The organism is Bacillus sp. HSf4, from assembly GCF_029537375.1.
In the GTDB taxonomy this organism is placed as follows: Bacteria; Bacillota; Bacilli; order Bacillales; family Bacillaceae; genus Bacillus; species Bacillus sonorensis_A.
The window spans coordinates 255,987-277,797 of sequence record NZ_CP120679.1; the positions used below are offsets into that span (position 1 = coordinate 255,987).

The 21,811-nt window shown below is 44.2% G+C and carries 22 protein-coding genes and 1 pseudogene; 9 read left to right on the forward strand and 14 right to left on the reverse strand.

The window, feature by feature from the left end; translation table 11 throughout:
• The first annotated feature begins 75 nt into the window (after window positions 1–75).
• A complete protein-coding gene (locus tag P3X63_RS01425; protein WP_026585683.1) occupies window positions 76–717 on the forward strand; it encodes a DUF4396 domain-containing protein in 642 nt (213 codons plus the stop codon).
• Between the two features lie 89 nt (window positions 718–806).
• Here P3X63_RS01425 and P3X63_RS01430 read toward each other — a convergent pair.
• Together P3X63_RS01430 and P3X63_RS01435 are read right to left on the reverse strand one after the other, a co-directional pair.
• Window positions 807–917, reverse strand: a pseudogene (locus P3X63_RS01430) (DUF2798 domain-containing protein); the annotation flags it as partial.
• Between the two features lie 62 nt (window positions 918–979).
• Window positions 980–1,486, reverse strand: coding sequence for a DUF1648 domain-containing protein (locus tag P3X63_RS01435; protein WP_277692356.1), 507 nt, complete (start codon window positions 1,484–1,486; stop codon window positions 980–982).
• A gap of 223 nt (window positions 1,487–1,709) precedes the next feature.
• Between P3X63_RS01435 and P3X63_RS01440 the strand changes: the two genes are divergently transcribed.
• Window positions 1,710–3,344: a Na/Pi cotransporter family protein gene (locus P3X63_RS01440; RefSeq protein WP_026585685.1), complete on the forward strand. Its 1,635-nt coding sequence runs from the start codon at window positions 1,710–1,712 to the stop codon at window positions 3,342–3,344.
• A gap of 149 nt (window positions 3,345–3,493) precedes the next feature.
• Complete coding sequence (locus P3X63_RS01445; RefSeq protein WP_026585686.1) at window positions 3,494–3,754, forward strand: YiaA/YiaB family inner membrane protein; 261 nt, start codon at window positions 3,494–3,496, stop codon at window positions 3,752–3,754.
• A 33-nt stretch (window positions 3,755–3,787) separates the two neighbouring features.
• Here the strand turns inward: P3X63_RS01445 and P3X63_RS01450 are convergent, their stop codons facing one another.
• The 9 genes from P3X63_RS01450 to P3X63_RS01490 form a co-directional block, all read right to left on the reverse strand.
• Window positions 3,788–4,252, reverse strand: a complete 465-nt coding sequence (locus tag P3X63_RS01450; RefSeq protein ID WP_277692357.1) for a hypothetical protein — start codon at window positions 4,250–4,252, stop codon at window positions 3,788–3,790.
• A 63-nt stretch (window positions 4,253–4,315) separates the two neighbouring features.
• Window positions 4,316–4,762 carry a hypothetical protein gene (locus tag P3X63_RS01455; protein ID WP_277692358.1) on the reverse strand — a complete coding sequence of 149 codons (447 nt, stop codon included), beginning with the start codon at window positions 4,760–4,762 and terminating at the stop codon, window positions 4,316–4,318.
• A gap of 36 nt (window positions 4,763–4,798) precedes the next feature.
• Complete coding sequence (locus tag P3X63_RS01460; protein ID WP_003178521.1) at window positions 4,799–5,266, reverse strand: hypothetical protein; 468 nt, start codon at window positions 5,264–5,266, stop codon at window positions 4,799–4,801.
• Between the two features lie 98 nt (window positions 5,267–5,364).
• A complete protein-coding gene (locus P3X63_RS01465) occupies window positions 5,365–7,563 on the reverse strand; it encodes a glycoside hydrolase domain-containing protein (protein ID WP_077735811.1) in 2,199 nt (732 codons plus the stop codon).
• A gap of 113 nt (window positions 7,564–7,676) precedes the next feature.
• Complete coding sequence (locus P3X63_RS01470) at window positions 7,677–8,096, reverse strand: DUF2000 family protein (protein WP_142246064.1); 420 nt, start codon at window positions 8,094–8,096, stop codon at window positions 7,677–7,679.
• Window positions 8,093–9,001 carry a DMT family transporter gene (locus P3X63_RS01475; protein ID WP_277692359.1) on the reverse strand — a complete coding sequence of 303 codons (909 nt, stop codon included), beginning with the start codon at window positions 8,999–9,001 and terminating at the stop codon, window positions 8,093–8,095. Before P3X63_RS01475 ends, P3X63_RS01470 begins: the two co-directional genes overlap by 4 nt.
• Window positions 8,998–9,834 (reverse strand): AraC family ligand binding domain-containing protein, encoded by an 837-nt coding sequence (locus P3X63_RS01480; RefSeq protein ID WP_026585692.1) that lies wholly within the window; start codon window positions 9,832–9,834, stop codon window positions 8,998–9,000. The genes P3X63_RS01475 and P3X63_RS01480 overlap by 4 nt, the downstream gene beginning before the upstream one ends.
• A gap of 624 nt (window positions 9,835–10,458) precedes the next feature.
• Window positions 10,459–11,190, reverse strand: coding sequence for a putative immunity/bacteriocin fusion bifunctional protein (locus P3X63_RS01485; RefSeq protein ID WP_179115669.1), 732 nt, complete (start codon window positions 11,188–11,190; stop codon window positions 10,459–10,461).
• A gap of 51 nt (window positions 11,191–11,241) precedes the next feature.
• On the reverse strand, window positions 11,242–11,508 hold the full coding sequence (locus tag P3X63_RS01490) for a hypothetical protein (RefSeq protein ID WP_077735806.1): 267 nt from the start codon (window positions 11,506–11,508) through the stop codon (window positions 11,242–11,244).
• A 324-nt stretch (window positions 11,509–11,832) separates the two neighbouring features.
• Here P3X63_RS01490 and P3X63_RS01495 point away from each other — a divergent pair, with 324 nt between their 5' ends.
• Window positions 11,833–12,300, forward strand: coding sequence for a helix-turn-helix transcriptional regulator (locus P3X63_RS01495; protein ID WP_026585695.1), 468 nt, complete (start codon window positions 11,833–11,835; stop codon window positions 12,298–12,300).
• Window positions 12,301–12,722: 422 nt separating this feature from the next.
• On the opposite strand, the gene P3X63_RS01500 is transcribed toward P3X63_RS01495, so the two are convergent.
• Window positions 12,723–13,769: a helix-turn-helix transcriptional regulator gene (locus P3X63_RS01500; RefSeq protein WP_026585697.1), complete on the reverse strand. Its 1,047-nt coding sequence runs from the start codon at window positions 13,767–13,769 to the stop codon at window positions 12,723–12,725.
• A 110-nt stretch (window positions 13,770–13,879) separates the two neighbouring features.
• Here P3X63_RS01500 and P3X63_RS01505 point away from each other — a divergent pair, with 110 nt between their 5' ends.
• The 5 genes from P3X63_RS01505 to P3X63_RS01525 all read left to right on the forward strand — a co-directional run bounded on the left by P3X63_RS01505 (window position 13,880) and on the right by P3X63_RS01525 (window position 19,676).
• A complete protein-coding gene (locus P3X63_RS01505; RefSeq protein WP_277692360.1) occupies window positions 13,880–14,572 on the forward strand; it encodes a class I SAM-dependent methyltransferase in 693 nt (230 codons plus the stop codon).
• Window positions 14,566–15,639: a saccharopine dehydrogenase family protein gene (locus tag P3X63_RS01510; protein ID WP_077735805.1), complete on the forward strand. Its 1,074-nt coding sequence runs from the start codon at window positions 14,566–14,568 to the stop codon at window positions 15,637–15,639. The genes P3X63_RS01505 and P3X63_RS01510 overlap by 7 nt, the downstream gene beginning before the upstream one ends.
• 65 nt (window positions 15,640–15,704) lie before the next feature.
• Window positions 15,705–16,760, forward strand: a complete 1,056-nt coding sequence (locus tag P3X63_RS01515) for an iron-containing alcohol dehydrogenase family protein (protein ID WP_277692361.1) — start codon at window positions 15,705–15,707, stop codon at window positions 16,758–16,760.
• A 119-nt stretch (window positions 16,761–16,879) separates the two neighbouring features.
• Window positions 16,880–18,586 (forward strand): methyl-accepting chemotaxis protein, encoded by a 1,707-nt coding sequence (locus P3X63_RS01520; RefSeq protein WP_277692362.1) that lies wholly within the window; start codon window positions 16,880–16,882, stop codon window positions 18,584–18,586.
• 25 nt (window positions 18,587–18,611) lie between these two features.
• Window positions 18,612–19,676, forward strand: a complete 1,065-nt coding sequence (locus P3X63_RS01525; RefSeq protein ID WP_277692363.1) for a sugar ABC transporter substrate-binding protein — start codon at window positions 18,612–18,614, stop codon at window positions 19,674–19,676.
• 238 nt (window positions 19,677–19,914) lie between these two features.
• On the opposite strand, the gene P3X63_RS01530 is transcribed toward P3X63_RS01525, so the two are convergent.
• Both P3X63_RS01530 and P3X63_RS01535 read right to left on the reverse strand, forming a co-directional pair.
• A complete protein-coding gene (locus P3X63_RS01530) occupies window positions 19,915–20,655 on the reverse strand; it encodes a SurA N-terminal domain-containing protein (RefSeq protein WP_026585703.1) in 741 nt (246 codons plus the stop codon).
• Between the two features lie 139 nt (window positions 20,656–20,794).
• Window positions 20,795–21,559, reverse strand: a complete 765-nt coding sequence (locus P3X63_RS01535; protein WP_026585704.1) for a sulfotransferase family 2 domain-containing protein — start codon at window positions 21,557–21,559, stop codon at window positions 20,795–20,797.
• Window positions 21,560–21,811 lie beyond the last annotated feature (252 nt).

Sequence of the window (21,811 nt, forward strand, 5' to 3'; positions counted from 1 at the left end):
CACTTTTTTTGTGTTTTAAATGGAAGCCTTCCGGGTATGGTTTTCTCAGAAGGTTGAAGTGTGGGGGGATCATATATGGCCGTTCTAGAGATGTTTTCTTATATAGGAATCGCCATAGGCCTTGTTCAGGCAGCCGTGATCACAATAGATGTCATCAGGCGACCGCAGCATTTGCCGATCATGAATGTTGTCTGGCCGGTGACTGGTTTATATTTTCCGATTATCGGTTTTTGGGCGTACGATTCATTGGGAAGACAAACTGAACAAGCGGGAAATGATCATAAACCGTTTTGGCAAAGCGTTTTCATATCAACGACGCATTGCACGAGCGGCTGTTCATTAGGAGACTTGATCGGCGCTCCTCTTGTTTATCTCCTTGGCTGGACTGTTTTGGGGAGCATGCTGTTTGCAGAGTTTGCAGTCGAATTTATTCTGGCGTTTATTCTTGGGATCGTCTTTCAATATTACGGCATGGGCGCCCATGGGAAAAGCCGTTTATCAGCCGCCCTTAAAGCGGATACATGGTCATTAATCGCGTTTGAGATTGGGATGTTTGGCTGGATGGCGCTTGTGCACTTTGTATTCTTTGCGGAAAGTCCGAAACCGGACAGCCCTGTTTTTTGGCTGATGATGCAAATCGCCATGATCATCGGTTTTTTCACCAGCTATCCAGCCAATTGGTACCTAGTGAAAAAAGGCATTAAGCATGTGATGTAAAAAAGGGAGCGGGCATGAAAGCCCGCCTTTTTTGCGGTGGTGTTCCTTCGGGGCCGCTCGTGTCTTTTTTTAATGAGGCGCCGCCGCCTAAGCTTGCTTTGAAAAAACCTAGTGAAGAGACTTCTGACTAAGGGGCCAATAATGAATAGCTGCAGCGGATAAGCCAGGACAAAGTTTTTCAGAACGATTGCCATATAGGCCGGTGCTGTTGTACCAAATCGCGATCGTGTCTCATAAGTTTGTGAACGAATAGTAGCGAACATTATTTGATCTTTTTTTGCTGAATGACGCTTATTGCGATAAGTATGACGATGCCGAGTATGATCACCGGAAGAAACCATCCGCCAAATCCGCTTCCCCAGCGCAAAGCAATCGATGCCGATTCAAATAAGATGAGGGAAAAAATGATGAAACAGGCGTTTTTGATTCGATTGACCAGCTTTTGGCTGAGCAAATAAAACTGTCCGGCGTTTTTTTCGTTCAGGCGTTTGGGGTAGTTGTACATCTCAGGGAATTTCTCAAGCAATTGCATGAACAGAAGGATAAAGAATCCGATTCCGGGTAAAATAAGGAGCTCCCACTTCGATCCCCAGCGATCGATGTCACCGAGAGCATTGTAATGTACGGGCACTTGTTCGGGAAGCGTTCCCCAAACGGCGATCAAAAAAATAATCGATCCAATGTAAAAGAGATAGCCAATTCCATCGCAAATCCGTTCGCTTTTCGTTTTCGGAATTTTGATGTTTGAACCGTCGGTTGAATGTGGCATATCGTGTCCCCCTTTGTTTTGATATACGGTTTACTCAACCAAAAGTTCTGATCAATCCACATCGTATTTTTATTCGGAAGTGGGTAATGTTAAGAGAATGTAAATCCAAAAGGGCTAATGTTAAGTTATTGTAAATTTTAAATATGAATCGTTTACATAAGCTTTAATCTCCATCATAATCATACATGTTTGTTGATTTATGTCGAATTAGGAGGGTAACACTTTGGAAATAGATGTGCAGAAATTGCTTTTTGAATTTATTGGCGGCCTCGGTATTTTCCTTTTAGGTATTAAGTTTATGGGAGATGGGCTCCAAAAGTCAGCAGGAGATAAGCTGAGAGACATCTTAGATCGTTTTACAAGCAACCCTCTGATGGGGGTTTTGGCAGGTATTATTGTCACGGTTTTAATTCAAAGCAGTTCCGGCACGACCGTTATCACTGTCGGTCTCGTCAGCGCCGGCTTTATGACCCTTCGCCAGGCGATCGGCGTCATTATGGGGGCAAACATCGGAACGACGGTTACGGCATTTATCATCGGTTTTGATGTCGGTGCGTATGCGCTGCCGATCATCGCCATTGGATCGTTTTTGCTATTTTTCTTTAAGAACAAAAAATTTCAAAACCTCGGACAAGTTTTGTTTGGATTTGGTGCGCTTTTCTATGGCTTGGAATTGATGAGCAGCGGAATGAAGCCGCTTCGAACGTTTGAAGCTTTTCATGATTTAACGGTCAGCATGAGTACGAACCCTGTTCTTGGCGTGCTTATCGGCACTCTGTTCACGGTTCTTGTCCAAAGTTCAAGTGCAACCATCGGTATCCTCCAAGGGTTGTTTGCCGATTCATTAATTGATATTCACGGCGCTCTGCCTGTACTGTTCGGGGACAACATCGGAACGACGATTACCGCTGTATTGGCATCGCTTGGCGCTTCCGTCGCTGCAAGACGGGCGGCTGCCGTTCACGTCTTGTTCAACCTGATTGGAACAACGATTTTCCTGATCTTGCTAAAGCCTTTCACAGCGTTGATCCTCATGCTTCAATCTTCTTTAGGGCTTGACCCTAAGATGATGATCGCGTTTGCCCACGGGATCTTCAACACGTCGAACACACTGATTCAGCTGCCGTTCGTCGGTGTCTTGGCTTTTATTGTCACAAAGCTAATTCCAGGCAAGGACTCGGTCGTCGATTATAAAGCAACACATCTTGACCCGCTGTTTATTCAGCAGTCACCGTCTATCGCTCTCGGCCAGGCGAAAGAAGAAGTCTTGCGGATGGGTGAATTTGCGGTAAAAGGGCTTGAGGAAACAAAGGAATTTTTAAATACAAAACAGGCAAAGCATGCACAAAACGCATTTCAGATAGAAGATGCGATCAACAATTTGGACCGGAAGATTACGGATTATTTGATCGAACTGTCAGCCACTACGCTTTCTGAACAGGAATCTGAAGAACATCATAAGTTGATGGATACCGTCAGAGACATTGAAAGAATCGGCGACCACTTCGAAAACTTGGTTGAGCTTGGTGAGTACCAGCAATCCAACCGGGTGAAAATTTCCGAAGCAGCGATGGCCGATTTAACGGAAATGCTTGATCTGACGATTTCTACCGTTAAGGAGTCCATCACCGCACTTGGCGAAAATAATGAAGAAGCTGCAAGAAGTGTCATCGAAAAAGAAAATCAAATTGATAAAATGGAACGCAAGCTTCGCAAAAAGCATATTCTTCGCTTAAACGACGGATTATGCAGCGGACAAGCCGGCGTGATCTTCGTCGATATCACCAGCAACCTGGAAAGAATCGGCGACCATGCCGTCAATATTGCAGAAGCTGTTCTTGGAATCGAAAAGCATTAAAAACCGGGGATATCCCCGGTTTTTTATATGCATAGGCCTATTTGATCACGGTGTGACAATTTTACTAAATTGTGTGTGAAAAGGAAGATCATTCTTCTTCTGGAGATGTAAATCAAGTATAATAGTTGTATTCTTTAGGAGGTATTAAGATGCAGAAATACAGAAAAAGAAACACAACGGCATTTACAGTCATGTCATATTTCACATTTTTTGCGGGGGTCTTTTTGTTCGGCATCGGTCTTTACAACGCCGATAACTTGCAGCTCAATGAAAAAGGCTATTACATCGCTGTGATGATTCTCGTTGCGGTCGGTGCGATTTTGACGCAGAAAGTAACGAGAGACAATGCGGAAGATAATGAAATCATCGCCGAGCAGGAGAGAAGACAGAATATGTCTAGTGGCGAGTGATATGATGAGGGAAGGCATCAGAGGATGCCTTCTTTATTTTTTTGTGGTTAACATATCCTTATATTTATTTTCCAGAATGACATTCATCATCCCGATGATTTTTGCATGGTCTGATTTTTTTCTAAAGTGTAAAAAGTTTTGGTCTTTGTTTCTTTGTGATTTAGTGATCGTGCCGAACACCCAGATGGAGCTGGCTAAAAGTAATATGGTTAATATCAAAGGAAAAAAAGTATGCTCGATGTCATATGAAATGGAGACGACTTGACCAGAAAATATAGCAGTCATAATGCCGGCGGTAATGGAGCTATAAAGCGAAGCTTTGATCACGTGGCTGATTTTAAGCGTTGGACCTGAAAAATAAACTTTCAGCCGGTTTAACGTGGATAAATCTTGTTTTTCGAGGTATGCCATCAGCTCTTCATCGTTTTCAGCTTTCGATGACAATATAGCTTCAGCCGTTTGTTTTGTTTCTTCGAATAATTGTTTGTCTGTTTGCATGTCTTTTGTCCTTCTTTTTTGTTTAATAGACCAACCAAAGCAGAGGTAATGTTTCTCTGCTTTTTAATCAAACTCTTTTTTAAAACGTTCATCTAAAATAAAATCAATCATACCCGTGATTCTGGAATATTCCGCTCTTTTTTGGAAGTGCAGGATTGTTTGCATCGGTCCTTTTCGCGAGGAGATCAGCATCTTGACGATCCAAAGAAAAGAGAAGATCAGATAGAACATGAAGAAGAATGAAAATAGCCTTGAAAGACCATGGTTGAGGGAGGAGATCTGACCAGATAAAAAGGTCGCCATAATGACAGCAGTCATACTGCTAAAAAAAATCCCTTTAATCAAATACGTTAATGTAAAACTTGGATTTGAAAAATAGATTTTTAGCTGATTTAATGTAACAGATTCTTGATTTGCAAGGTATGTAAGCAGCTCTTCGTCACTTTTGTGAGACTCAAGGAGTTTGGCTGTATGTTCAGCTTTTTGAAATAATTGTTTTTCGTTTCTCATTGGATTGTCACTCCTATTCATAAAAAACATGAGATTTTATTGGTTCGGTATATTTTTTAATGCCTTTTTGTATTTTTGTTGTAAAACATAATCAATCATTTTTACGATACGTGCAAACTCGGCTTTCTTGGAAAAGTGTGTAATGAATTGAATCGGCTTTTTTTTCAGGATGACAAGCTGTTTAAGCACCCAGAATAAACACCCCGTAAATATGACAGCTAATATTATAATGGAGATGCCGGAAATGAAAGGGAATATCGAATCTGCTTGACCAGAAAGAATTGCAGTTATGAACGAAGCCAATATTATACTGAAAAATGCTGCACTGATGAAATAATGAAGCGCAAATGAAGGATCTGAGTAATAGACTTTCAGCTGATTTAAGGTCAGTGAATCTTGTTTAGCGAGAAAGGCTAATAGCTCTTCGTCGCTCTTATCGCGGTAAGTTTTAAGGGTTTTGGCTGTTTTCTGCGTTTCAATGAATACTTGTTTGTCTGTGTTCAATATGAATACCTCCACGATATTTTATATATTAAAGATTTGGAAAAACTGCATAAATACATTATATTATGTATTTATGCAGTTTTCATTAAATAAACAAATTAATCAGTCGTTTCACCAAATATTGCAAATAACACAGCGGACACTGCCGTGCCAATAGCGATTTCAGGTGCTGCAATTCCCGCTATGACAACAGCTGCTACACCCACAGCAGCTACCATAAATCCTCCGACTGCAACCCCAATTGCTCCCCAATCGATTGGTAACGCTTCTACAGGAGCTGCAACTGGTTTGTTAGGTGAGACATATAATTTCTTAATTTTAAAGGTAATTGTAGCCGACATTTCAGTTTTTGTACCATCGACTACCGGAATTTCATCGCTGAATATCGTTAATGAAAGATCCAAAGATTCAACAGAAGGTGAAACGTCTACCATGATATATCCGTTACGAACCGACAAGCCGATATTCTTTAAAAGCTCATCATACGAATGAATTTGTGAAGAACTCAATGATGTTTTTGAGTTTCCTAATACTTCGGTAATGGATGCTCCGACCTTTCCGTTTTTAACTTGTAGTGTGCCCGGTGATGTTTCACTTGGCTTTTTAAATCTCAGTGAAGTAGATAACGTAATATCTAAGTATAGAGACTCGTAAACTGTCTCAGTTTTATCAAAAATAAACATTGTTGTAAATAGTTCAGAAATACTGCTCAGTGCCGGGATATTTGCCAAAACATTTCTCAACATTCTTACTCGTGCGTCATAGACCGGATCTGACGACGGGGTGACATTAGCTGTTCCCTTGTCTCTGCCAGAATAAGCGTCTTTATCAATACCGATGGCGCCGCTGCCTGTGCCGATTGAATATTCGTAGAATTGGTCAAAGGCCCAGTTTTGCGGCATCGTGTAGCCGAGGTTGCCGCTGAAGCCGGTTGACATGTCGGCGACGAAGCTGTATTCCGTCAATCCGGCGTCGGCTGTTCTGATACAGATGTTTCTAGGCCCGTACACGCCGATCTTATATGTTGGCGAATTCGGAATGCTTTGCATTTTGTCAAACACTGCTCTGATTTCATTAAAATACGGGATGATTTTGTCTGTGACTTCATAATCATAAGCGTCGAAATCAACGGCAAAATAAATGGTGGTGCCGGATGGGAAGCCTAATCCTTGCGCTGCGTTGACAGCGGCATACGCATCTGTTGTTCCTTGGTTTGGTACGAAATAAGAGGATTCGTAGCCGCCGTCCTGATAAATCGGAAACACTCTCAAACCTTCATTAAAGATGATTGAAAGCTCGGCAGGTGTCATCGCTTTTGATTGAAGCCCGCTGCTTGTCCGCACATTGCCTGTCAAATATCTGCCGACCACTTTATATCCGTTGCTTCGTAAAGTTTTTGCAGTGGCGGCCGTTAGGATCGTGGCAGTGTCACAGGCCGCGGCAGCACGTGAAGTATCGCCGGAGCTTGCCAATAATGCTTTGATCGTCGCCATGTTGGCAATTCCCGTTACAGGCAAGCACATGAAGCTTTGAAAACGTGAGACGGCAGATTCGACTTCCGCATCATAAACACCGTCAAAATCACCCGAAGGATAGCCGTTGCAATATAATGCGTATTGAAGAATCAGCACGAATTTGGTTCTTGAATCACCTGGTTTGAGTGTCGGACATTTGCTTGTTGTACCTGGGCCAAAAAAGCCGTTTGCCACACTTGTACTCATGCCTTCTTCTTTTTGCAAAGCATAAATCAGCGCCTTATTTGTCTCTCGGGAATAAACACCATCACAAGGCATGAGTCCGAAATAATGATTGTAATCCCGATTTAGGTTTTGCTGAATTTGACGAATTTTTGTATCACCGTTTCGAACCAATGTAAAAGCGCTCATGTTGAGCAGTGCTTTCATGAGCTGTGCTGTGACAACACCGTCTTGTTTAGCCAGGCCCGCGGCTTTCTGAAATCTTTTCACGGCATCCTCTGTACCCTCAAAGAAGTTGCCTGTTAATCCGCCGGGATTAAATCCTTTTCCTTTCACCCAAAAAGCACCTTGCAGAATATAATTTAAGTTTGTCGGTTTTTCAGTTTTCTCCTGCTTTTTTAGCGGAACAAACTTACTTTCTGTCGCCGGTCCGAAATTGTCAGCGGGCTCTGCGATGCCTAACTCAATCTGCAATGCTCTCGTTAAACCGTAAATCGTCTCCCAGCTTGGTTTACCGTTCTCTTCAACCTTGTTGTAACCGTGTTTTCCGCTGTAGGTTTTGTTTAGCCATTCCTGCGTTTTCAACACCATTTGATCCATAAATGATCCCTCTTTTCTTTATTAGTGCTTTCACTATTAGGTGGCAAACGTATGACATAAAAAATACGGACATTGACTCTGCTTTATTTGCAGAGTCAATGTCCGTATTTTGTTTATCTCAACAATCCCAAACTCCCGGTCAGCCGATTGACCTTCTTTTTATCCCCGCATATGCCAATGCCAAAATAGCGGTAATCGGCAGCTGTTGATGCTTGAAGTTTCTCCGTATATTCATCATAGTGATGAATACTTTGTGCAACATCGGTGAAGTCAACTGTCAGCAGGTCGTGAAAGTCGTCGGCCTGAAGCTTGCTTCTTAATTCATGAAGCAGCTCGGCATTCCCTTTTAAGATGGGAATGGGGACTTTAACGATTCCAAGGTGTTCAATCCCAGACCCGTCTGTTACATTTTCCCCGAGCAGGCCGGGGTTGTTTTTGCCGAGCGCCGCCCCCAGGATCGCCGCTGTATTGGCGATCAGCCCGAGCGGCAAAGTTTCGTCGATCACAAGTGCGCACTTTGTTTCATTCATCAGATTTGTTCCTCCTTCAGCAGCGGTTTTGGCTTCATTTCTGAAATATAGAGGCCTGTTAATGTAAGCGATCCTCCGACGAGTGCGATCCATGTCAGCTTTTCATGGAGAATGATGATGGATGCGGCAATCGTAATCACGGGCACCATATATATGTAGGCGCTCGTTTTCACGGCTCCCAGGACACCGACTGACCAGTTCCACGTCACAAAGCAAAGCGCTGATGCGCCAGCCCCGAGAAACAGCATGTTTAACAGGTTGATGGAGGAAGCGAAGGGGCTGAGCGTGAAGCGGAAGTCAAACAGGAATAGGGCTGGGATCATGAATATCAGTCCATAAAGGAAGATCCGCTGTGTACATTGAATCGTGTGATACCGAAATGCGCTGATTTTTTTCATGAAGATGGCGTATACGGCCCAAACGAGCGCTGCGGCACACGCAAGCATATCACCGAGCGGATTCAGTTTAAGCACCGCGTTTCCATTGAAAAAAATGAGTGCGAGGCCGGTAAAAGCGGCGGCAAATCCAATGAAAAAATGCGGTTTGAGCCTCTCGCCGGCAAGGAGAAAATGGGCCAGAACCGCGGTGATCATCGGAATGATGGCTACAATCATGCCGACATTTGAGGCATAGGTAAGGGTGAGCGCGATGTTTTCCAGCAAAAAATAGAGTGTTACACCGCAGAGCCCGGCCCCGGCAAAAAGCAATTCTTCCCGCCAGCTTTTCACTGTCAGAACGTGCGGATGGACGATGATCAGCACGATCAATCCGAGCAGAAAACGGTAAAACAAAATCTCCATTGGCGAAAAATCCTCAAGCAGCACCTTTGTCGAAACAAAAGTCGTGCCCCAAATCAGAATGGTTAAAACAGCCGCAAGGTGTCCGGCGGTTTCACGTCGAGTATTCATCCTTTAATCTCCTGTCTGTCACATTCAAAGATTTTCATATATTGCTTCGGTGTCAGTCCGACCTGCCGCTTGAAAAATTTGGTCATGTGGCTCTGATCGCTGAAGCCGGTCTGAAACGCTGTCTCAATCGGTTTAACTCCTTGTTCCAGCAGCTTTTTCGCATGGTTGATGCGAACGGTCTCCAAGTAGCTGTAAGGAGAAATCCCTTTTTGCTTCGTAAACGACCGCAGCAAATGGTACTTGCTCCAGCCCGTCAGCCGGCTGAGATCGTCCAGCGTAATATTTTCCGTGTAATGCGCTTCTAAATAATCGCAGACCGCTTTCACTTGATCGGACGGCTCAGGCGCGTTTTCCAAAAACGCGACATCAGAGCAGGTCCGGATCAGCTCTTCAAGCAGATGGAGAAACAATTCCTCTTTTTTCAACGCTTTTTCTTTCTGCAAAATGTGGATGTGCAGTTCCTTCAAGCTTGAGGTCAGTTCATGGCGGAACAAGACGTTTTGCGTGAAGTATGGCAGATTTTCTGCTCCCGTCAGTTCCTTGACGGCTTTCATCATCACATCCGGCATAATATTGATGCAGCGGTAATCGAGCGCCTTCCCGTCAATCTGCTCGCAGCTGTGGGTGTCATGCGGATTAAACAGCACAAGATCACCGGGATTGATGATGTATTCCTGCCCCTTGCAAAGCAAATAGCGCTGCCCCTTCTCGATAAAGCCGACCACATAATATTCATGAAAGTGATTCGGAAACTTCTGCATGATGCCTTTGAAGCGGTAAGCTTCAACCTGCAGATCGGGATCCAGAAAAAGCGTCCGGGTTTCGTTTCGCATGAGCGGGCCTCCTGTGTATGATGATTTTTTTAGTTTAGCATGTTTTTGGGGGATTTCTTGTATGATGTTGCTGTAGTGCACCTTTTTATCATTTGCGTTTTTGATATTAAGGAGTGGTAAAGATGATAAATAAATATTAAAGCGGGAATAAAAGATGGATAAATGAAGAAGGGGAGACTTTATAGTTGAAGTGATAGATCGTTTGCGTAATCTACTTACTTGGAGCTAAAGTAGAAGTTGATGCTAAGTAGAGGGAATCCGAGGTGATGAAAAATGTGCCATTTAATAGAATTTCACCTCGTTCATTCAGTTATAGAAAAGATCAAATTGAAATATACGATGATTTTCTTGTGTATAATTCCAGGAGTTTCACGTTCCAGATACTATAATTAATCATGGAGCGCCTTAAATATGATGAATCAGAAAAAACAAGACATTAGGGGCGTGCTGAAAAAAGAAATCAAAACTCATGACATATTACAACGATCACAGATATCAAAGGGGTTAAAAGAAGATGAACCCTGTTCAATAACAGAGATCATCCCATTAACTCTACATCGTCTTTTTCAAAAATGTCCTTTACAAAGGGTACACTTTCATAATTCCTGTCTCCATGCTTGAATTCTATGAACAGGCTGCAGTCATCGCTGCTCCACAAATTAATTCACATGCAGCTCCTGCACCTACATTTACCATAGCAACAGCCCCACAGTATTGGGAGCAAGCTAAAAAACCTAACATTCCACAAGCAAAGTTCTTTCCCCAAACGCTGAAACTTTTTAATTGAAATTCACCCTGTTGGATATCATGGGGATTTTTTCCGAAAACTTTAAATGAGTTATTATGATCTTGAATCAGTATATCAAGGTCGTCATAATTGCCGCTGAAGTCTTTGGGTATACCTATTAGACTGAAATTAAAAAACTCTTCAGTCTCTTTACTGTATCCTAAAGTATAAATTATGGAATCCCCTTTATCATTTTTATAAGCTCCATAAACAAATTCTAAGTCAGATATTGTACCTTCTTCGTCAATTTGGGCACCCTTGAATAACAAACTTTTATCCTTAAGATCTACTTTTTTATATCCTGCATCTTTATATTCTTCAATGTATTTTTTAAAATTTTCTTTCCTATCAAGAGCTATCTGCTCAACATTATTCACTTCGTTTTCACTAAGCACTTCAGTTTTCACATTGTAAACGTCTTCAATTTCCGTGATGATTTGTTCCCTATCTTTTTTATTCGTACAAGCTGTACAATCTCCCTTGTCATTACTTCCATTTTCAATGGCTACGACATGAATAGGCATGATAGACACAACAGAAATCAAGAACATTAGCATAAATTTTTTCATACTGCTTTTCTTCCTTTCTAGTAATATTTTCAAAATACGCATAAGCGTATTTTAATCATTACGATCATCTATCCAAGCATCTCCTATCTTTAAATAGAAGTATCTTAGAGTAAAACCTAATACAACTCCGAAGATGATAAATCCGATTGAAAAAATAAGAAATTCAACTGTAAATACTGGTTTGCCTTTTAAATATCCTATCAGCAACTGTCCTAAGACAAATATCACAGACGCAGCAGTTGTAAGAAGAGGTAAGAGCCTAGCCCATGTGATAAAATTTTTTTTCATCTGTTTTATTGTTAACTTTCCTTTTGCCATTTTCATCACCTCGTAAATGAAGGTAACATAAATTTATTTTCAAAAAAATGAACATGAGGAACTAAATTCCATTCAATTTCATTACTTAATTTCTAGTTTTAAATAAAGGCACTTTACACCCTAAGAGCCTGGTCTGAGTGATCCTTCAACTCTTAAAGAAGCGAAAAAAGGGGGTTTCTTGTATGATGAAAAAAAGTGAAGATGGAGCGGGCATCCCTATTTGTTTATGGATGTCGCGGAGCACAAGAGATCAATTACGAGTTGGTTGAATGAATTTCACTTTTAGTATAAAATTACACTAAAAGTGAAGAGTGGAGGTCTGTCATGGACAAAGACTACATAACAGCACTCATCTCATCAAAATTAAGGTTAATCCGCACGGAAAGCGGTTATACGCAGGAGAAAATGGCTAATGTCCTGGGGATTTCGAAGAAGACGCTTGTTCAAATCGAAAAAGGGAGGTCAACGGCTGGCTGGGCGTATATTGTGGCTGTGTGCGCGCTGTTTCGAAACAGTGAGGTTTTACAGTCTGTGCTCGGTGATGAACCTTTGGAGGTTGTTGAAACTGTGGCACACCGAAGCATTGACCGGCCGAAAAGGAAGACGCTTGGCGGCAGGGTGTGGTGGCGAGAAGTCGCAAGAAAGGGCGACTTTCGTCTGCAGCAAAATTTGATTTCTCACCACTACCGGATTCTCGATTCCTATGACGATCTGTGGTTCAGCACGTTCGAAAAACAGGATGCACTGGCGCGTTTGGACGAGCTTATACATGAGAATGACGGTGTTGAATGATGAAGAAATTAAATGTGATATTATGAACAATTAGTTTTCTCTTGTTAATCGGCCCGTATGCTGTTCTTTATTTGCTTGACCATGGCAATCCGATCATGAATGCGTGGGTACAGGCAGATGCTGAAAAACATTTGGACAGCTTGGGCTATCATGTTCATGACTATAAAGAGCGTCATGTGATGTTGCCGAAGACAGCTATCAATCAAGACGATTTCCAAACACAATATATGGTCGTTTTTCATGATGAGCCTCATGTGGTGTATTACTATGGAAAAAACAAAAAACGGGGGGAATCGTCCAGTTCTGTGAGAAGGATGAACTCGGGTGATATGTCTGTTGGAACAAAGAGACACAGTGAAAAACAGTGTGTATTCAGTTTGCAGAACCGAGATTAAAGGGCGTGCTGTCCGCCGCCCTTTTTCCTACACCAGAACATCATCAAGCAGCTTCCACAGCAACTCCCGCCGATTTCCCGCTTTCATCTTCAAAAAAATCGACTTCAGATGGTCTTGAACGGTGTACACGGAGATGTGCAAGTCGTCAGCGATGTCTTTTGTGGAAAGTCCGCGGATGATCCGGTATACGATCTCCTTTTCCCGTTCAGACAGGCCGTAAGCGTCTGCAACGAGCGGTATCGTATCCGCGGGTGAAGCCGGCTCGAAGGAAACGGCAAGTTGTCCTGAGGGGCCGAAACCGTCCAAGCGGCTCGCTTTGAGGGACAGGAGGGGACGGCCCGGAATGGAAATAACCGTTTTCGCCGGATCATCTGTCTCCGCTGCGGCGCGGGAGCAGACGGCTCTGATCGGTCTCGGTATTGACGTGCCGCCGATCTTTTCCCAGTCTCGGAGGATGTTTAGCCAATGAAGCGCGGCGTCATTGCATGAGATAGGTCTGAGCTCTTTCGACATAATCAGAATGCCGCCGGCATGTTTCATGTGAAACAAGTCCTTTTTTGGTTTTTGATGTCGAAAACGCTGCAAGTGCCGGCCGATAATCGGTGCAAGTGAAGCGAGAAGGGATCGGTCCTTCTCATGAAATGGCGGCTGTCCGCTTTTTCGCCATAGTGTAAGATAGCCCCAGCAGTCCCCCTTGCTTAACAGAACGGCCCGCATTTCGTCCCCAAAACCCGCCGGTTCGAGAACCATGCGGTATCGTTTGCTTTTGTGAAGATCCCCTTCCAGCGCCCCGCTTAACATCGCCGCTGTCTGCTTTGTTTTGATTAATGTTTCGTATTGATTCACATCATCATCCATATATTCAAGTGCAAATAATTGCGGATGCATCCTTTCAATTGGCTCGTCTGTGATCGCTCCGATGGACAGGAGGGTGTTCGGATCGACGGCTGTACAGCATGACGCATCAAATGGAATGGCGCTTCGCAGCGCGGAGAGTACGGCTTCCATGTATTGCGGTGAAGTTTGCGATGTTCGTTCAAGCTCATTGAATTGGTCTTTTAAGGCCCGTTCCATTTGCTTCCCTCCTCTTAAAAATCCCATATTTGTGGGATGGTGCTGTTCAAAAACCTCTTTATAATTGAGAATAATTCTTAATTATTTTACTAAAAGGAGTGCGCCTTGTCATGAATATGGATTGGAATCATCCTGATGTGCAGCAATATGAAAAAAAGATCGCTTTGAAAATCCCTTGTTATCACATGTTATACGATATGATGGACCGTCTGCTGACGGTTCGGCTTGATCAAGATGAAGCCGATGTGCTGGTTGTCGGAGCGGGAGGAGGACAGGAATTGCTGACACTGGGCAGAAGGCATCCGAATTGGTCGTATACAGGGGTCGATCCATCGGCTCATATGCTCAATTTGGCGCGGCATCGGCTGAAAAACGCTCGTCTCCAGCTCAAAGCCGACTTCATTGAAGGAGAAGTGAAGAAGCTGGAGCGGGAGCATCAATATGATGCAGCGACTTGCATGCTTGTCCTCCATTTTGTTCGCGACAAGCGGACATTTTTGCAGAATATTGCGGCCCGCTTAACGGAAGGGGCGCCGTTTTTTCTGGCTGCGATTCAAGGCGACCTTGATTCTGAGTCATTCAGGTGGCAGATGGAAGCCTGGAAGGAGCATATGCTGGGAAACGGAATTTCTGAACCGGAGTGGGAAAGCTTTGCGGCTTCAATCGGCAGACAGTCTCATCCGGTTCCGGCTGAGGAGGCGGAAGCTTTGCTGAAGGAATCAGGTTTCACGAATGTGACGCGGTTTTTCAGCGCTTATTTAATTGATGGCTGGTTCGCTGTCAAAGGAGGCGGCACATGTTGAAACAGCATATTGTTGTCATTGGCGGTTACGGACATGTCGGCGGTCACATCTGCCGGATGCTCGGAGAGACATACCCCGGGCTTGTGTATGCGGCGGGGAGAAACTTGGACCGCGCGCAGCGGTTTTGCCGGGAAACGGGCGGGAAAGTGAAGCCGATGCATTTCAATAGAGATGATGCGGCTGATTGGGATTGGCTTGAACAGACGAAGCTTGTGATCGTGTGCATTGATCAGGTGGATACGGTTTTGGCTGAGACATGTTTGGCAAACGGTGTGAATTATTTGGACATTACGGCGAACGGTCCGTTTTTGGCACAGCTTGAACGGCTGAATCACGGGCATTGTGAGGGCACAGGTTTGCTGAGCGTCGGTTTGGCCCCGGGACTCACCAATCTGCTGGCGCAGGAAGCGGCAAAGACATTAGATGAGACGAGCCGCATCAACATCACAATCATGCTCGGTTTGGGAGACAGCCATGGGAAAGCGGCGATTGAATGGACGGTGGATCATTTGCATACGGTGTTTGACGTCACCGAAAACGGTGACATCAAAAAGGTGAGCAGTTTCACAGACGGCCGGCAAACAGACTTTGGCGGCCGTTTAGGATGCCGGACTGCTTATCGGTTCCCTTTTTCAGATCAGGCCACATTGCCGCGGACATTGGAGATCCCCTCCGTTTCCACCCGGCTTTGTTTTGATTCCAGGCTGGCGACATTGGCAATTGCGGGCTTGAGAAAAAGCGGTGCTGTTCGCCTTTTAAAAAACAGCGTCATCCGCGGGTGGACCGTCAAGCTGCTGGAATCGCTGAAAATCGGTTCGGCGGAGTACGCGGTCAAAGTGGATGCGGAAGGACTGAAAGGCGGCCGGCATCACGCCGTCGGTCTTTCCATGTACGGTGAGAATGAATCATTGATCACGGCGCGGGTCGCGTTTGCCGCTGCTTCCGCTTTGTATGCCGGAGCTTTTCAGCGGGGAATGTTTCATCTGGAGGAGTTGTTTGAGCTGGAGCGGACAGACGATGTCATGTATGTAAAACGAAAGGAAACGGGAGAACGCTTTGTTATATAATTTGACATATTTTTAAAGAAAGTGAGATGATAAAAATTAGAAAATAATAGAAGGAGATGGGGATTATGCAGCCGGAAGATATCGTCAGAAGCGGACCGAACCAATATATATGCAAAGCCGGCATCACGAAAGAGCTGCCGTCGCTTTTAGAAAGATTTAACCGTCCTGTCATCATAACCGGTGTTCAATCGTTTGCGGCTTTTACAAAACACGTGCAGCTGCCCGCTGATTGGACCGTCATCCAGCATAAAGGCTACAGCTCACTGGAAGGGATACGACGTGCGGCTGAGCGCGCCGGCACAGCCGATATCATCATCGGCATCGGCGGAGGCACTGTGTTAGATACGGCGAAAGCCGCCGCTGATCTGTTACACACTGAAGTCATGACAATCCCGACGATTCCGGGGACATGTGCGGCAAGCACGCCATTGAGCGTGATCTATGATGATGAAGGCAACTTTTCCGGGGTGCAATACCATAAGCGCTCAAGCTATTTAACATTGGTTGATCCGCTGCTGCTTTTATCTTCACCGCTCGCTTATGTGAAAAGCGGGATCGGTGATACACTGGCGAAATGGTATGAAGCGGAAGCGATTATCAGAAATACGGCTGATTCGCTTTCGATCATGGTTCAGACGGGGCTGAGGCAATCCGTCTTCATTCGCGACATCTTGTTGAAAGATGGCCTCAAGGCTGTGGAAAGCATTGAAAAAGGCGAGCCGTCTCCAGCTTTAACAAATGTTTTGGAAGCGGTTATTGCGCTTGCGGGAACGGTTGGCGGCTATGCAGGCCGGTACGGCAGAATGGCCGGGGCCCACGCGGTTCATAACGGTCTGACATTTATTCAGGAAACCCATCATGTCCTGCACGGCCAGAAAGTTGCCTATGGAATCCTGGTCCAGCTTGCTTTGGAAGGACGGATGGACGAAATTGCTGAGCTGCTTCCGTTTTACGAGTCGCTCGGCTTTCCGAGAAGGCTATGTGATTTAGGTATTACAGAAAACGTGGAGCAGGCAAAACAAACGATAGCGGCCCATGCGGCCAGACCTGAAGAATCATTATCCCTCATGGGATCGTTTCGCGAAGCTGACGTGATCGCGGCGATAGAATCGCTTGAATAATCGGGAATCCGCCCTTGAAGATGCGTTATTTGTATGGCTCCTCATGTTATTTCTGAAAAAGTTCAGTCTTTTACCGATATAAATAAAAAATGACTTTGCAAAAAAGAAGGGGGAGCAATGTGAAAAAACCGAGGTGGAACAATATCACGATCGGCGGCAAATACGGCATCATCTTTTTTGTGATGTTAACCGCTTTTTTAGCATCCGTTTTGATGACGTACAGTCTGTTGAAGAATACAAGCCAGACGATACAGGATACAAAATCAAAAAATGAAACGGCGGTTCAGTCAGCTAAGCTGATGTCGCTTTATCAAAATAAATATTTACATATACCCGAATATATTATCAACGCCAAGGATGAAAAATTATCGGACTACATGACATACAGCCAGGAGTTTGCCGATACAGCAAAAAAGCTGAAAAAAGAGCTTCATTCAGATGAACAGCTTGAGATGTTTCATCAAATTATCGATAACAACCATGCTTTAGATGAATATTTTTTCAGTAATATCGTACCGAATGTACAGCAGATCAATACCAAAAAGTTTTTGGAGCTGCAGCAAAAAGCGAATCAATTAAAAGAGGAAACTTTGGCGCTCGGTGACAAATTGAAAGAAAACGCTGTCAGTTCAAATGTAGAGGCAATAGGGGACGCACAGTCCAATATTTCGCGGACCATTATGATCCTCGTGGTGTCGATTCTTGTGTCAGCCGTTGTTTCCGCAGGACTTCTCATGATTGTCAGCAGACAGATTAAGAAAAATCTCAATCGGGTGGTTGCCGCAAGCGATGAGATTGCACAAGGCCATTTAAACTTTACAGCCCTTGACTACAAAGGGAAAGATGAAATCGGACAGCTTTCACAATCGATTAATGATATGGGGGAAAGCCTGCGCGAGATGATCGTCGAGGTGTCCAAGATCGCCAATGAGGTCGATAAGCAATGCCTCACGTTTACGAATGTCTCCAGCGAAGTGAAAGAGGGAAGCGAACAGGTCGCCGTCACGGTCGAAGAGCTGGCAAACGGTGCAAGCAATCAGGCCAATGAAGCGGCCAATATTTCCGAACAGACGCAAGCGCTGGCCGGACAAATACAGAAAGCCGATGAAAATGGAGAAACATTGGCGAAGTTTTCTAAAGAAGTGCTGAACGTTTCGGTCGACGGTGATCAACAAATGACGCAATCCTTGCAGCAAATGCACGTCATCAACGATGTGATGGAGGCGTCTGTTGAAAAGGTCAGCATCCTGGAAGAACAAACGCAATCTATCCATCAGCTTGTCGAAGTGATTACGGGCATGGCTGAGCAAACGAACCTGCTGGCCTTAAATGCGTCGATTGAAGCGGCGAGAGCCGGTGATGCCGGACGAGGATTTGCGGTTGTGGCCGGCGAGGTGAAGCGGCTCGCGGAAGAAGTGAAAAACTCTGTCGGAAGCATCACGGAGATCGTCAGTACGATTCAAACGGAGACATCGTCTATGGCAGCGGATTTGAAAACCGGTTTTTCTGAAGTAAACAAAGGAAAAACCCAGATTGAAACATCGGGCCGGTATTTCTCAGAGATCAAGCATAAAGTGACGGATATGGAAGAGCGGGTGTCGGACATTTCCGCCGCATTATCCAATTTCAAACGTTCAAGCGAAGAGATTAACGGCTCAGTTGAGCATATCGCGGCGATATCTGAAGAAAGCGCGGCTGGTTCTGAAGAAATCTCCGCATCTGTTCATGAACAAAGCGGTTCCATTGAAAAAATGGATGAAAGCGCCCGCCTGCTCGGAGAAATGGTCGAGCGGATGAACGGGATGATCAAGCGGTTTAAACTGTGATGTTTCAATGAAATGGGAGGTTTTCATGTTGACAGCAAATTTGAAAAGAGGACTGTTTGCGCTCGTCTTGTTCGGCCTGCTGTTCGCTGCAGCGGGGTGCTCGTTCAATACTGTGCAAAAGAGTGCTGAAAAAGAGGAAAAAGTAAAGCTGATTGCCGATTCTGACAAATTATATGTCGGCTTTGCGATCGACACGCTGAAAGAAGAGCGCTGGTACAAAGACAAAGCGGCATTTGAAAAAGAGGTGGAAACCCTCGGCGGAGAAGTCAAAACGCTCGCGGCAAACGGGAATCAAGATGTTCAGCTCCAGCAAGCCGAGCTTTTGATCAACGAAGGCGTTGATGTGCTCGTCGTTGTCCCGACGAATGCGGATGCTGCGGCTGAGATTGTCGACATGGCTCATAAAGCCGGTGTGAAAGTGATTTCTTATGACCGGCTGATTCGCAATGCCGATGTTGATTATTATGTTTCATTTGATAATGAAAAAGTCGGCGAACTGCAGGCAGAGACCATTGTCAAAAAAGCGAAGAAGGGCAACTTTGTCTATATCGGCGGATCATCTCTCGACAACAATGCCGTATTATTCCGCAACGGGGCCATGAAGGTCCTCGAACCGCTGAAGAAGCAGGGGAAAATTGATATCGTCTTTGACGAATATACGAAAGACTGGCTCCCTGAACAAGCGAAAAAGAATATGAAACAAGCGTTAAAGCAAAACAAGGATATCGATGCCGTCATCGCCGCCAACGACGGTACGGCGGGCGGAGCAATTGAAGCCCTCAAGGAAGCGGGACTGGCCGGAAAAATACCGGTTTCGGGACAGGACGCCGAACTCGAAGGAGTTCAGCGGATCGTGAAGGGAACGCAGACGATGACCGTTTACAAACCGATTCCGACGATCGCCAAAAAGGCCGCCGAAACAGCGATTCAAGCGGCAAAAGGCGAAGAAATCAAAACCGATACAACCGTTGAAAACGGAAAAACAAAGGTGCCATCGATTCTGCTTGAGCCATATGCGGTCACGAAAAGCAATATTAACGAAACCGTTGTGAAAGACGGACATTTGTCAAAAGAAGATATTGATAAATAATGAAACAGCCATCCTGTCGAAAGGATGGCTGTTCGGTTTATTGGAAAGCTTATTTATTTTTATATTTGAACCTCATAAAATAGACAAGGCTGAAAGCTAAAGTAAAAGCAAGGGATTGCAGAACGTAACCTGCTGTTATGCTTCCGGTGTTGAGGTACGAATCCATATACCGGCAGCAAAGATGAGAACAGCAATGAAAACCCACAGTACAGACTTAGATTTCATAGATGCTGGGCTGCTAAATTTCCACTTTCACATCAGCGTTCTTCTTCAGCTTCTCCACTTGCTGTCCGAGTTTTTCCTGCCGTTTTTGCTGTTCAAGCAGTTCTTTAATCTGGGATTTGACATCCTCGAACTTTGGCGTGTCTTTTTGATTGCTTTCTTTTTGCTGTGCTGCATACTGGTCGTAATAGTCCTTGATTTCTTTGTCTGTGACTTTATCTTTTGGCAGCTCTTTGTCGATGTATTTTTCGGTTTTGATGCTGTCGGCAATGTCAGATTTAAGGGTTGTTAAGCTTAAATCGGCTTTTTTTAAGGCTTCATTGAATTCTTTCTCATCTTTATATTGCTTTTTCGTTTGGTCGAGCTGTGTTTCGATCTCTTTTGCAGTGGCTTTATAGCCTTTTTTGTCCGCTTCCTGGGAAATGAGTGCTTGTCCGACTAAGCTGTCGATCGTTTGTTTTTTGATCTGCTTGGCGGCATCAGCTGATGTCGGATCCTGACCGGTTTGCTGATACTGCATTTGTGCGGTTGACAGCAGCCTGTTATAGTCTTGGCCGGTGATCTTTTGTTTGTTTACGACAACAACGGTTTTCGTATCATCGACTTTTTGCTTGTCGAGCTTTTTCTGCAAGGCTTTCATTTGTTCTTCCTGGTTCGGCTGCCCGCTTTGAGACGCATCCTTATCAGGCTGAGAAGCGCAAGCGGCTAATACGGCAGCCATTAAACCGATCATGAGAGAGGATATGATTTTTTTCATGGATATCTCCTTTCTTCTCATCAGAAGTCGATCTTGAAGAGTTGATCTAATGTTGCATTCTAACCGATTTGTTCTTAAAAATAAACCATTTGCCATCAATTTTCCAATTTGTCATCGAATTGAAAGGAGATCGTAATGTTTATTTTAAATGTTTCGTATCAAAGCCATATATCTGAAAGTCCTTCATAAATATATCTTGGACCAATTGTTTTGTTTCCTGATTGTAAAAGCTCTCATAAGTTGGCAGGACCCAGTCGAATGATGAGATGGTCAGGACCGTGTCTGCGAACTTCCCTTTTTTCAGCATCAGATCTGACAAATGGTGCGGTGATTTTGACAGCTGTGAAAGCGGTGATTTTAACAATTTGTATTTATTTTCGATTTCTCGGATTTGCGCGGTGAATTGTTCGAGGTAGATATAATGATTGACAAATTCCTCTTCCCCTTTTATATACTGGGGCCCGAGATGACGGTCAAGAGCATGAATATCAGAGCCTAAATCCTTTAGGTGATATAAAAATTCTGTAAACGACAATCCGGTGTCGATGTCTCGGTCAAAAAGACAGATAAAATTCGGCGAGCAGATCGTTGTCAGAAAAGAACTGACTGCCCGTTGGAATGGATTGCGCACGAGTTTGTAGGTATCTTTTTTTCTTCCAAGCAATTGCAAAGAAAGATCATTCATGTAGTCGGGTTGTTGTGTAAAGATCTTATTTCTGTAATGGTGAATGTCTCCTTCAGATGTTTGCGCCGCATCTTCCCAGAGTCCGTTTTGGAAAAAGAACCAGCGATTCAACGTCGTGCAGCCGCTTTTCGGGATCCAAAAGAGAATGATGGGAAAGTCTTTTTGATAAAGCGGGGTATAGGGAAATATCAAATGCTCCAGTTTATCATCTTCAAACATATCGACCACATCCACTCCAATTTAGTTTTTGGCCTTCCCGGGAAGGGACAGCGACCATCTTCATAACAAAATATGCCGCAGCTATTGAGTTGATAGGGCGAAAAAATGAATTATCTGTCAAATAATAAGATGGAAAGATCAAGCTGTCCGCTAATATTCCATCTTTTGAAAAATAAGGTATTCGATGAAACCATCTTATTAAATCGAGGCGGGGCTGTATAGGTCATTTCGATCTAGTATGTTTTGCGGATA